General features: G+C 39.0%; 11 protein-coding genes. 8 read left to right on the top strand and 3 right to left on the bottom strand.

Going from position 1 to position 12,122, the window contains the following annotated elements:
* On the bottom strand, window positions 1–552 hold a 552-nt coding region (locus AC2JBO_RS36835), incomplete at its 3' end, for an FIST N-terminal domain-containing protein (RefSeq protein ID WP_496958591.1).
* A gap of 255 nt (window positions 553–807) precedes the next feature.
* On the opposite strand from AC2JBO_RS36835, the gene AC2JBO_RS36830 reads away from it, so the two are divergent.
* Window positions 808–1,095 (top strand): TauD/TfdA dioxygenase family protein, encoded by a 288-nt coding sequence (locus AC2JBO_RS36830; RefSeq protein ID WP_496958590.1) that lies wholly within the window; start codon window positions 808–810, stop codon window positions 1,093–1,095.
* Between the two features lie 119 nt (window positions 1,096–1,214).
* On the opposite strand, the gene AC2JBO_RS36825 is transcribed toward AC2JBO_RS36830, so the two are convergent.
* On the bottom strand, window positions 1,215–1,454 hold the full coding sequence (locus tag AC2JBO_RS36825; protein ID WP_496958589.1) for a PadR family transcriptional regulator: 240 nt from the start codon (window positions 1,452–1,454) through the stop codon (window positions 1,215–1,217).
* A 31-nt stretch (window positions 1,455–1,485) separates the two neighbouring features.
* Between AC2JBO_RS36825 and AC2JBO_RS36820 the strand changes: the two genes are divergently transcribed.
* The 7 genes from AC2JBO_RS36820 (at window position 1,486) to AC2JBO_RS36790 (ending at window position 8,070) form a co-directional block, all read left to right on the top strand.
* Window positions 1,486–1,623 carry a hypothetical protein gene (locus AC2JBO_RS36820; RefSeq protein ID WP_496958588.1) on the top strand — a complete coding sequence of 46 codons (138 nt, stop codon included), beginning with the start codon at window positions 1,486–1,488 and terminating at the stop codon, window positions 1,621–1,623.
* Between the two features lie 380 nt (window positions 1,624–2,003).
* The gene (locus tag AC2JBO_RS36815; RefSeq protein ID WP_496958587.1) at window positions 2,004–2,918 is read left to right on the top strand and encodes a TauD/TfdA dioxygenase family protein; all 915 of its coding nucleotides are present in this window, start codon (window positions 2,004–2,006) and stop codon (window positions 2,916–2,918) included.
* 315 nt (window positions 2,919–3,233) lie between these two features.
* Window positions 3,234–3,503 carry a hypothetical protein gene (locus AC2JBO_RS36810; protein WP_496958586.1) on the top strand — a complete coding sequence of 90 codons (270 nt, stop codon included), beginning with the start codon at window positions 3,234–3,236 and terminating at the stop codon, window positions 3,501–3,503.
* A gap of 307 nt (window positions 3,504–3,810) precedes the next feature.
* A complete protein-coding gene (locus AC2JBO_RS36805) occupies window positions 3,811–4,416 on the top strand; it encodes a pentapeptide repeat-containing protein (protein WP_496958585.1) in 606 nt (201 codons plus the stop codon).
* Between the two features lie 593 nt (window positions 4,417–5,009).
* On the top strand, window positions 5,010–6,149 hold the full coding sequence (locus tag AC2JBO_RS36800; RefSeq protein ID WP_496958584.1) for an acyl-CoA dehydrogenase family protein: 1,140 nt from the start codon (window positions 5,010–5,012) through the stop codon (window positions 6,147–6,149).
* Between the two features lie 119 nt (window positions 6,150–6,268).
* Complete coding sequence (locus AC2JBO_RS36795) at window positions 6,269–7,384, top strand: LLM class flavin-dependent oxidoreductase (RefSeq protein WP_496958583.1); 1,116 nt, start codon at window positions 6,269–6,271, stop codon at window positions 7,382–7,384.
* A gap of 11 nt (window positions 7,385–7,395) precedes the next feature.
* Window positions 7,396–8,070: a cysteine dioxygenase family protein gene (locus tag AC2JBO_RS36790; protein ID WP_496958582.1), complete on the top strand. Its 675-nt coding sequence runs from the start codon at window positions 7,396–7,398 to the stop codon at window positions 8,068–8,070.
* 576 nt (window positions 8,071–8,646) lie between these two features.
* On the opposite strand, the gene AC2JBO_RS36785 is transcribed toward AC2JBO_RS36790, so the two are convergent.
* Window positions 8,647–12,122: two-partner secretion domain-containing protein (locus AC2JBO_RS36785; protein ID WP_496958581.1), on the bottom strand; the 3,476-nt coding region annotated here is incomplete at its 5' end.

Genomic DNA, 12,122 nt, shown 5'->3' with positions numbered 1-12,122 from the left:
TGCGGCATCACTCAACACTTCCGTTTGAAAAAACTGAAACGTCTGTTGAAAGCGATACTGATCTGCCGTCAAACCACCCATGATTGGCACATGAAGTCCCAGCGTTTGCTTCAAGCCCTGCAACACTCCCTCCGCTCGCGTCGTCAAGCTTTCAGACAGAGCAATGCACAGTTTGGGCGCCTGAGTTAAGTCAGCTTTTGCCTGGGTAATTGCTTGCTGGGCAGCAGCAGTTGGATCTTGGGCTACCCCACGCCCCACACCTGCCCGAATTTCGATTGTACTGGAACTAAACAGCATCAGCGTCAGGGAATCTTCTTGAAATCCCAACACCGAGGAGAGTTCTCCATCAGTAGTGCCACCAATCAGTTCAATTCCGAAAAAGCACTGTTGGATTTGTTGTAGGATCGAGGCATGGTCAAAATGAATCGCTGCAAAAAGAATTCCAGCATTGGGAACTTTGCCTGCCAACGAGTCAAGACATTGCTCCAGAACTTCTTTGATCGCAGACTGTGAATCTGGGTCACAGCTATGACCAACGACAATGTTCAGCATAAATTACTTCTCCGTTCCTTATAATTGCTTACAATTAGTCATTCTTGAATAGGTAACATTTGTAACCCTATTATTCCCAAACATTTTTACGATCTAACCTTGAACCGAACATATTCAGGATATTGCTCGGTGCCTAATTTGCACGTTCAAAAAGTCCATATATAGCAAGGGTTCCAAAAAATGTGCGCTTTTTCATATTTTACTGATGCGTTTGGGTGCCAGTGAGAGGCTTATAACAGCGAACTGCGACTTGAGTTGTTCTTCAAGCAAATTACCAAACCTGCTTACACCACCCGCTTCCGCTGGAACAATGGTGATGTTGCATTCTGGGATAATCGTGCTACCGCCCATTTGGCGCCTCAAGATATAGATCATATAGATGTTGAACGTGTACTTTATCGTACTACCATTACAGGTGATATTCCTGTTGGACCCGATGGTTTCCGTTCGCAACCAATTGAAGGTGAGCTATTTGGAGTTGAAGTACCATTAGCATTGAAAGGTAAACTAGGAAAGCTGGAAGCAGAACCAGCGCTTGCATAAGTTAGGATACATATGGCGATTTATAGGCAATCTAATTAATTACTGCTCGGACAAGTTTTGGCTTTTCTTACCGAGCGGTATTTTTATTTTTTCATCTATTTATTTACTACCAGTTGTCCCTATGACAACTCTCCCAAAGCTTGCTTACCCTTCTCAGTCAATTTATAGCATCGGCGCCTTTTTCCTCCTGTGAACTCTTCCTCGACCCACCAAGAGGAAATAAATTCGTTTTTTTCTAACCACTCAAGATTAGGATAAAGGCTCCTAATACTTAAATCAGAATTATAAAGTTTGTTAAATTCCTCTTCAATCTTCAAACCATAAAGCGGTTTCTGAGCTAAAGATTTTAATAGAAGCATATCTATTTTGTTCAGTTATTTTAAAGAATTTATGGAATTCTTCTTTCCTGCTGCACATAGCCAAATTGATTGGACAAAAGGTATAACGTTTTTAGACAAAGAACTTCAAGAAGTAACTGCTGATGCAGAAATTGGGCGCCGTTATGCCGACTGGTTATCAGCACGTTAGGTTTAAACAAATGGCGCCGGCAAGTGAATAGCACAATGCTTTCCGGCATCACATCAAATAGTTTGAGTCAGTACTAACTATGTTCAAGCTAAACAACAATAACGTTATTTTTGTGCGCGCGTCTTTCTCCTCTTTTCCTTGCTGTATGTACACGGTAGACTGGGGGAGGAAGCAATTGTAATGTTTTGGTTAAAGATGTTGAGTTATGCTCTTAGCTCCACCCAACCTACGGTATATTTAGATAGTCTAATAGTTAGAAAAACGTATATTTTGTTTACGGAGGGGTTGTATTGTGTGTCGACGCCGTGCGATACTATAAATCATCGGTAAACCAGTCGATGATTAGTACTTAGTTTAATAAACGCTTAGAGTGCATATATATGGCTTCTAAACACTTTGAAATCCAACCAGTTGCAGGACGTATTGGCGCCGAAATTATAGGTGTTGACCTTTCGAGTAGCCTCAATGACGACATTATTAGTGATATCCGCAAAACTCTTGTTCAATATAAAGTGATTTTCTTTCGTGGACAGCATCAACTTGACGCTGATGGACAAGTAGCTTTTGCTCGTAGGTTTGGTGAAGTTACGACAGCTCACCCCACAGTGCCATCACTTGCAAAACATCCAGAAATTCTAGATTTAGATTATGGTAGGACTGTTGCGCGCGCGAATAATTGGCATACTGATGTTACATTTGTAGACCGTCCACCTCTTGGCTCGATATTGCGCGCGATTGTTATTCCTCCTGTGGGAGGAGATACTGTTTGGGCAAACTCTGTTACTGCCTACGAAGATTTACCAACACATTTGCGTAATCTTGCAGACCAATTATGGGCTATACATAGTAATGCTTTTGATTATGCTGCTGCCGCTGTTGATGTTCCTCTTGAGACTAGAGCTTACCGAGATGTTTTTACTTCGACTGTGTATGAAACTCTTCATCCAGTTGTACGTATACATCCTGAGTCTCGTGAACGTGGGCTGTTTATTGGTGGTTTTGTGCGTCGGTTCAAGGGCTTATCTTCTACTGAGTCATCGGATATATTACGGTTATTACAGTCTTATGTAACACGTCTAGAAAATACTGTTCGTTGGCGTTGGCAAGTTGGTGATGTGGCGTTTTGGGATAACCGAGCGACTCAGCATTATGCAATTGATGATTATGGCAACCAACCTCGTCGTGTTCAGCGAGTAACGATTGTTGGTGATGTTCCCATCAGCATTGATGGTAAACACAGCGAAGCTATCAAAGGAGATTCTTCTAATTACAACCGCAGTTTAGTTACAGCATAGATAAAATATATACCAAGCAAACACCCACAGTTTGAACGGGCAAGGATGCCCATTCCACAATAGGTCAAATTAAATTTTTGGAAGTCCCTAAAATAGCTGCTTAAGGCACCTTGTATTTTTTAATGTTGGGTGGAGTGTGAATTGTTGGTGTTGGGTTCCGTTCCTCCACCCAACCTACGATAAAATTTTGTATTTCCGTTGTAGCTTAAATGATAATTAATAACTTGTATTTATTAAAACGAGAATTAAGAGTATTTGATTTTATTTATTTATAGATATATATTAGAAATATAAACTCAAGAGGAGTGTAATTTTATGAAGAACCATAATTATGTTGTTGGTGGAATTGACTGGAATCCTGTTCTAAATCGTATCCATTGGATGAAGGGGCGAAGGCTTCCTACCTATCCTGGTAACTTAAAAACAGCATTACTCAATCACGCAGGGTTAAAAAATCATCCCAAAGGTAGAGAAGTTTATCAACTTGCTTGTGAAATCGCACGACTTACAACTTTTTCTGACCCAGAAATTGTTTATTGGTTCTCTCGTATTGTATCGGTGATGAATTTTCAAGCAGAAAATTAGTTTCAGGCGAAGCATTGTATTTTTGTATTACTTCTTAATTTTTGGCATCGAATGTTTGTAAGTCATATTCCGAATAAAAGTGTTAACAGAGCCGGGATTCATTCTCGGCTTTGTTGTTTTATACTATATAACAATAAATTTACATAAAGATTATTTATCGAGATTAAAAAAAAAAGTGTTTGTTAACTTTGGCAAGAGGCTATACAGTAAGACTAATCGCTCAAAACCAGCAAATTGACAAGTACAAGCGTGAATTTGAAAAAGCATAAAGCTGGTTTCATTGAAAATTATCGTTGCGGAGAGACTAATGACTAAATCAAGTTTGAAATCTGGCTTCAAAACAATCACTAACTGGGTAGTAACGGCAGTATTTTTTGTGTTTGTAGCAGGATTTTCCCTTGTCAACCAGCCTAGTGCTTTGGCGCAAACAACAGCACCATCCGAAGTAACTGAACCAGCACTAACCCCTGTAGTATCCCCAGTTACACCAGCAATGCAATCTGTCAGTACAAATATTCAACATTTATTGCAAACCAATGAATGCGTCGGGTGTAATTTAAGTGGTGCCCAGTTAAAAGGTTTGAACTTGCAAGCCGCAAATTTAGAAAGAGCAAACTTACAAGAAGCTGACTTAGAACATAGTAATTTGCAAGGAGTCAATTTACAGGGAGCTAATTTGCGAGAAGTTGATTTTAGTGATACAAATATAGCTTCTGCTAATCTACAATCAGCAAATTTATATAATGCTGATTTGGAAAAAGCAAACTTGCAAGGAGCAAATTTACAAGGAGCAAACTTACAAAAAGCTGACTTGCAAGAAACAAATCTTCTCGATACTAACCTTACAGGCGCCAATTTGCAAGGAACTGACATCCAAGAAGCTATTCTCCCAAGAACAATGATGATGCAATAATTTCAAAGTTGACGGTTACGTTTCTTAAAATTGGCTAATTTTTTATAATTCCCTATTTTGTTAGCAAGATGGGGAATTTTTTAAAGTGTATAATTTTTATCAGCACTAGTCAAAGAAGTGAGAGTATTAATGCTCTACTGTTAAACACTCTCTACTTTCAATACCTTCGCCAAAAATATGATTGGCAAAAATACTTTTGCCGTCAGTGTTTCAAGTCAAACAAAATATTGAATCTGTCTGCTATACGCTGACCTCAGAGTCCTTATACACCAAGGTTTTGAATCTAAAAACCCGGTGTGGAATAACGGGACAGAGTTTTTAACTAGTCTGGAAATTATAGCGCTTATTTCTCTTATACGAAAAAGCCTTAATTCTAGAAGCGTTGATGCTACGTTATGACTCCGAAATCTGGCGAAGGTATTGACTTTGATAAATACTTAATACGCATTGATGCAATGTCTGCATCTATACTAATTCTATATCTTTAACCAAGTGCTTATGTTAAGTTTGTTGTTAGTTAACTGTGATACTACTAAAAACTGGTCGATTTGTAGTATTATTTAATTTAGGTCTTTAAAGTTGCGCGCGTAAAAATGCAATTAACCTCAAGAGAATCTCAGAATTACATTGCGGTTTCGGCGGATTTAGCTCAAGAGTTTGCACGAACTGCAATTGAGCGGGATAAAAAAGGGGGTACGCCAAAGTACGAACGCGAACGTTTGCGACAAAGTGGTTTACTCAAATTGATTATTCCAAAGGAATATGGTGGGTTGGGAGTTTGTTGGAGTACAGCGTTAACAATTATTCGAGAATTTGCTTACGTTGATAGCTCTATTGCCCATCTTCTTGGTTATCATTATCTACAAGTAATTACACCTCATCTTTACGGAACTTCAGAACAAAAAGAAAATTATTATACATGGACTATTGAGAATAACTGGTTTTGGGGAAATGCTCTTAACCCGCGCGATAATCGGTTAGTTCTAACTTTTGATGGTGAAAACTATTGGCTTAATGGGATTAAAAGTTTCTGTTCAGGTTCTAGTGATTCAGATATGCTGACTGTTTCTGCATTTCCTGAAGGAGAATCTCAACCAGTAGTAATTGCAGTTCCAACTCGAAGTCATGGTGTTACCGTTAATCATGATTGGGATAATATTGGACAAAGGCAGACTGATAGTGGTAGCGTTAGTTTTTCTGATGTACGAGTAAAAAAATCTGAAATTCTCGCATCTGAATTTCGTAGTAGTCCTTTTGCTTCTTTGCGAATTTATATTTCTCACTTGGTTAGAGTCAATATTTTATTGGGGATCGCTTTAGGCGCCTTTGAACAAGCGAAACAATATACTAGTACTCATAAAACTACTGACGCTTACATTTTACATAGTTATGGAAAATTATGGACTGAATTAAGCGCTGTTACTTATTTAACTAATCAAGCTGGCAATAAATTTGAAAGTGCCTGGTTAAAAGGAATAGAGTTGCAAGAAGTTGAGTTTGAGGAAATAGCACTTACAATTTCTGCTGCTTCTGTTTTAGCTACAAAGGTAGGACTAGAAGTTACTAGCCAAATTTTTGAATTGGTAGGAGTAGAAGCTACGGCAAAGCAATATGGTTTTGATAGATATTGGCGCAATTTAAGAACTTTAACATTACATGACCCTGTTACTTATAAAACGCGAGAAATCGGTAAATGGGTATTGAATAATGAATGGAACCAGACAAATTTATAAACAAAAGATTATTCCTGCAAAAGTTAATATTGCTAATGCCGTTTGTCCCACATCGTAGAGACGCGATATATCGCGTCTTTACATCTTGATTTTTGTTATCATACCCAGGAGTGCATAAAATGCCAATTGAATTTATCGGAATGATTGGAACCAGACGCGCGTCTGAATTAGATACTCCCACAGTTTCTATAATAGGCGGTTCAATAGACCCAGATTATGTTCGCAAATTTACCAAGGCACACGAAGATGGTGATTTTGACAGAGTGTTAGTTGGTTATGGTTCTATTGGCCCAGATGGTTTAACAGTGGCATCTTTTGCCGCAAATGCTACAGAACGTTTAGGTTTTTTAATCGCTCATCGTCCTGGTTTTGTTGCTCCCACATTATTCGCACGTAAAGCTGCAACCCTTGACCATTTTACAAACGGACGTATCGCTGTACACATCATTACAGGAGGTAGTGACGCAGAACAACAGCGTGATGGTGATTGGCTTGACCATGATACTCGCTACCGTCGTACAGATGAATACCTTGATATTGTGCGTCGCGTCTGGACAAGTGACACTCCTTTTGACTATGAGGGCGAATTTTATCGTTTTAAAAACGCTTTCTCTGATGTTAAACCGCTTCAAAAACCTTATATACCTTTATACTTTGGAGGCGCCTCTGGTGCAGCAGTTCCTGTAGGCGCCAAACATAGTAATGTTTATGCGATGTGGGGTGAACCAATTGCCGCAATAAAAGAACGAATACGCGAAGTGAAAGCAGCAGCACCAAAAGGACATTCATTACGGTTTAGTGTTTCTCTCCGTCCAATTCTTGGTGATACAGAAGAAAAAGCATGGGAAAAAGCAAGGTCAATTTTATCGCGTATCAAAGAAATACGTACAGCAAACAATATCGAAAACCAACCTGGCAGTCCATATCTTGTTTCAGCACGTCCTCAAGCTGTTGGTTCTAGTAGACTATTACAATTTGCTCAAGAAAGCGAAATCTACGATAAACGTTTATGGACACCAATTGCTGCTGCAACAGGCGCCTATGGTAATACAACAGCTTTAGTCGGGACACCTGAACAAGTAGCTGAGTCACTATTTGATTATTACGAAGCAGGAGTAACTACTTTATTAATTCGAGGATTCAGCCCATTGGAGGATGCAATTGCTTATGGTCGTGATGTAATTCCTCTTGTGAGAGCAGCAGTACAACAACGCGAGCAAAAAACTGTAGCATAAATAATAAACGTATGACAAATTTAGAACCGCTTCCAGCAGACGAATGCTTTATCGAGAATCATGATTTTCGTTCCTTCGTTGCAACAGTTCAAGAAATTAGTAATAAACCAAATCATCGTAGTGAGACTTTAAATGAGATAGAACCTTATTTTTCTCAATTACTCAGTCAACAAAAATGGCTACCAGAAAAATTTGCTCGACCTAACCCAAACAGTCAAATGGGAGGTGATATCGGTCAATGGTTGCTATACCGTTCTCAAGACCGCGCGCTTACTGTTTTTAGCTTAGTCATTCCACCTGGTTCGACTACTCCTGTACATGACCATCTGGCATGGGGATTAATTGGACTGTATAAAGGCGAACAGTCAGAAACTGTTTACCATCGTGTAGATAACGGTTTAAGAGAAGCGCACGCTGACTTAGAAATAGTTGAAGAACGTCAACTTCAACCAGGCGATTTTTATCATTTGTTACCACCCGAAGGCGATATTCACGCAGTTAAAACAACATCTAAAACTGCATCTGTATCAATTCATTTACTTGGCAATGATACAGGTTGTATTTGGCGCCATCAGTTTCAGCCGGAACTTCATAGCGTCAAATCGTTTCGCTCAGGATATTCCAACGCTCCTTGTAAAGAGGAAAAAAACCATTGGGAAATAACTCCGAAGCGGGCTTGGTTATGAAGATGAAGCTGAGGGGATAGAAGTAATTTATGCAAGTTTCTGAAATTATCTGAGATAGACAAACTTTTCTTTTCTTTCTTTGCGCTCTTAGCGTACTTTGCGGTTCGTAAAAAAATAACCGCAAAGGACGCAAAGTACGCTAAGGGGGGATAAAAACGTTACCAACTATTATGTAATAATATTATGTAATAACTTAATATACGACACTTTTCCTTTAAGTCACACACAATAATGCCGCGACAATAATTCCCGAACATGTGCTAATTCATGTTTATCAGGGAATAGAGAAACGATGTCACCGCCTGCATTCAACATGGCCATACCAACGAGGAGACCCACCATGCAGAACCCTCTGAAGCTTGGATTCTTCATCCAGCCCGTCCATCCACCTCTTCGCCCCTATGCGGACGTTCTCCGCGAGGACCGCGAAGCGGTTGTGCTGGCGGATCGACTCGGCTATCGAGAAGCGTTCGCCAAATTTTTTTGCATAGCTTATCGCACTTACCTAAAAATTTGTGCGCTCGCGGACTTTATTTTTGTAGGGAAGCTCCGATTTTCCAGAAAATAAATTGAAACTTATCCAGATGTCTGAGCATTACAGCTAAATGCTGCTTGCTGTGAAGAAGTATGAAAATTATCTGTAGGAGCTTGGGCAACTAACTCAACTTCTCCACGGGAATTGAGTACCCAACTTTGTGCTTCTACAATTTGTTTCGGGGTTGGCACCTCTTCTTTTATTTCCGTTGTTTGTTGATTTTCATTATTTGGGAGTGTCACCCAGTGATTTATGACCGCGCGCTTGCGTAATGGTTCATAAGGATTTTCTGGTATTCCTCCTCTTCCGGTAGAGATAAATTTACTTGCAGTTCTCCTGTTTCTAGGAGTGCAACCAGTAGCTATTTGTTGGGATGCATCAACTAAATTGGTTGGTAACTCGATTAAACCGCGATTAGGATCGGTTTCGGGTCGAGCGATCGAAACTTCTCCCTGCGCTCCGTTTTCAGAACTAGCTGTGATATCACTGGTACTGGGGGATTCTTTAGAACGTGCTTCAATACCAAAGATGCCTTGGTTCCTTTTGGTAATCGTGACGTTACCACCTTTACCATTAAAAGCGTTAGCGGTAATATCACTGTCTTCAAAGGGAACTGCAACAGTAAATGTTGAGTTGATATTGATGTTACCACCATCACCGCCTTTTTGGTCTGTACCTGCGTTGGTGGAGATTTTGCTACCACGACGAAGTAGAAGTAAATCACTGTTAACATTTATATTGCCACCGTTAGCACCGTTAGATGCTTTGGCTGATATTAAACTTTGATTATCCAATTGTAGCAATTTGACATTGTTAAGACTTATATTTGCACCTTCACCAGTACTAGTGTCTGCGGTAAGTCTACCTTGGTTAAGTTGAATTATATTGGCGTTTACTGTTAAATTACCTGCTGCACCAGTTCCTTGTCCAGTTACACTCATTTGGGCATCACGATTAATAGTTAATTTTGGTGTGTTTATATTTAAATTACCCCCTTTACCAGTAGAATCAATAGAAGTATCTGCAAACACACCACTTGCTGGATTATTTGTACCTAATTTTATCTTGGCTTCAATTTCACCTTCGTCAAAAAAAACTTGCTTAAATGTATCGCCGATGTTATAATTACTACCTACGATGTTGATGTTGTCAGTAGCATTAAGAGTTATATTACCTGCGTTACCATTGCCTAAAGCACTTGTTAAAATTTTGCCACCATTATTTAACTCTATAACTTTGGTATTAACGATGATTTCACCTCCTTGAAAACCTCCTTGGCTTTCTGCTCTCAAGCTTGCTCCGTCTAATAATCGTAAGACAGGAGTATTAATTATTATTTTCCCTGCTGGACCATTAGCTGTTGGTCCACTGCTAGTTAGTAATGCAGTATAGATTGTTTTGACTGCACGCGCGGTATCTTTAAAAGGATATGAAGCTCTGCCTGCTATTTCTACTTCACTAGTTGCGTTGACATTAATATTCCCAGAAGCTCCACCTGGTAAAAAATCAATAGCTTCTCTAGATGCCCTAGCTGTTATTTCAGAACCATCACGAATAGAGATAAAACTTCCACTAATATTTATATCACCACCAATTGCATTAGTGTTCTTCCTTCCTCCTACACCTGAAAGAAGTAAACTTTGGCTGATGGAAATTGGTCCAGAGGATTGAATTGTAATATTTCCACTCTTACCTGCATTTGTTCCTGACAAAAGTGAACTATTATTGTCAATTGATACAAATTCTTTTCCAAATACTGAAATATTTCCTCCGTTAGCTATTTCACTGCCAGTTTTCAAGTAAGCATTGCTTAAAGCGATAGAATTGGCTTTCAGCGATACATCTCCACCTTTTAATGCTTCTATATTCGCAAACGTGCTAATAAGAACATCATCAATATTAATATCATTACCAATCAAAGTCATTGCACCTTTCGCTTCTAAAAATACTCGCCCAGAATATCCTTTACCAGTACTGGCAGCAAAAAATGCTCCCTGTCCGGGACTGCTTACTGATTGATTTACAAGAATTTCGCCTGCTTTAACAGTAATATCACCAGCTTGTGAAAAATCTCCGACACCAGTATCAAGAAAACTATCTTTCAATAAGAAAAGACCTTGGGTTTCAATTTTAATGTCCCCTGCTTTTTCAGCTCCAGTTCCACTTCTAAATAGGCTGTTATCTACTATAGATACTGCTTCACGACCAAATAGCGATACATCACCTCGACCTCCATCAAAATTAGGACTACTAATATAAGCATTCGATATTAATATAGACCCATTTGCATAAAGCGATATGCTTCCTCTACCTTTTCCGTTAGCATTACTATAAATAGAAATAACTTTATTTTCTCGGTCTTCTCCCCGTCCTATTAAAGTAATATTGCCATTAGAAGTCAGTGAAATATTACCACTACGTCCAAACCCGCTGCCGTTATCAGAATCATTTTGATAGTTTCCAGCATTAAGTGCTGGTTTATCTTCTAAGTCAGAATTTTGACCAGGCATTTCATAAGCGGGATTGTCAATATAAATGGACGAAGCTTTAATATTAATATCGCCTGCATCACCTTGACCTAAAGTTCGAGTACTAATTCTACCGCCATTTATTTCTAAAGCATTAGCATCTATATTAATATTACCTGCATTACCAATACTTCCTCTATTCGCTCTATTCTCGATTAAGCTGTTATCTGTTAATTTAACTCTACCTGTTGCTTGTATATTAATATTACTTGTCTCCTGCGATGTTTTCCCTTCCTCGATACCTGCAATAATCCTACTATTTCCAGATAAATATAAATTCCGGCTAGCGATATTTACATTCCCCATCCCTTGATTTGCTACATTAATTACAGAGTCATTAGTTAACGATATATCTGCTCTTTCAATATTTACAGGGACAATTAAATTCAAGTTACTTTGATTAAATAATAGCTCTATTTCTCCTGCTCCTGCAATCCCGCTTAAGTTAACTTGACCATCTGGTGCTTGAATTGTGGAGTTATTCAAACTTACATTACCACCAACTAGGGACAAGCTTTTACCATCTGGTACTCGTAAACCAATTAAATTTGAGGTTGCTGGGTCTTTTTTACTTGGTGCTACCGAATTATTTACAATCGCAGCATTTGGATTAATCTGATTAAAAAACAATGCCGAAGGATTAATAGTTAATAGCCCAGGTGCCTCCGGATTGGTCGCACTAAAATTACCCTGATTACCAAACTGTACACCGTTCGCAGTTGTCCCTACGAAAGAACCACGCAAATCTAAAGAAGCATTCTTACCAAATAAAATACCATTGGGATTAATCAAAAAGAGATTAGCGGCGCCATCAACACCTAACGTTCCGAAAATATTCGACGCATTACTACCTGTAACGCGTGTCAATATATTTACTACTCCAGACGGATTGCCAAAATAAACTCGTTGTCCAGGATTGATATTAAACTCACTAAAACTATGAAAGAGATTATTACCACGTTGGGCGCCACCATTAATCAAGTCAGCAC

The sequence above is a fragment of the Calothrix sp. CBUCES-K 9914 genome (genome assembly GCF_059640475.1).
This window is presented reverse-complemented; position numbering and strand designations above follow the sequence as displayed.

What these genes read in the sequence shown, in the direction of transcription:
- AC2JBO_RS36795 (WP_496958583.1), top strand. Translation starts at nt 6,269, where the DNA reads ATGCCAATTGAATTTATCGGAATGATTGGAACCAGACGCGCGTCTGAA.
- AC2JBO_RS36825 (WP_496958589.1), bottom strand. Translation starts at nt 1,454, where the DNA reads ATGCTTCTATTAAAATCTTTAGCTCAGAAACCGCTTTATGGTTTGAAG.
- AC2JBO_RS36815 (WP_496958587.1), top strand. Translation starts at nt 2,004, where the DNA reads ATGGCTTCTAAACACTTTGAAATCCAACCAGTTGCAGGACGTATTGGC.
- AC2JBO_RS36805 (WP_496958585.1), top strand. Translation starts at nt 3,811, where the DNA reads ATGACTAAATCAAGTTTGAAATCTGGCTTCAAAACAATCACTAACTGG.
- AC2JBO_RS36800 (WP_496958584.1), top strand. Translation starts at nt 5,010, where the DNA reads ATGCAATTAACCTCAAGAGAATCTCAGAATTACATTGCGGTTTCGGCG.
- AC2JBO_RS36810 (WP_496958586.1), top strand. Translation starts at nt 3,234, where the DNA reads ATGAAGAACCATAATTATGTTGTTGGTGGAATTGACTGGAATCCTGTT.
- AC2JBO_RS36820 (WP_496958588.1), top strand. Translation starts at nt 1,486, where the DNA reads ATGGAATTCTTCTTTCCTGCTGCACATAGCCAAATTGATTGGACAAAA.
- AC2JBO_RS36790 (WP_496958582.1), top strand. Translation starts at nt 7,396, where the DNA reads ATGACAAATTTAGAACCGCTTCCAGCAGACGAATGCTTTATCGAGAAT.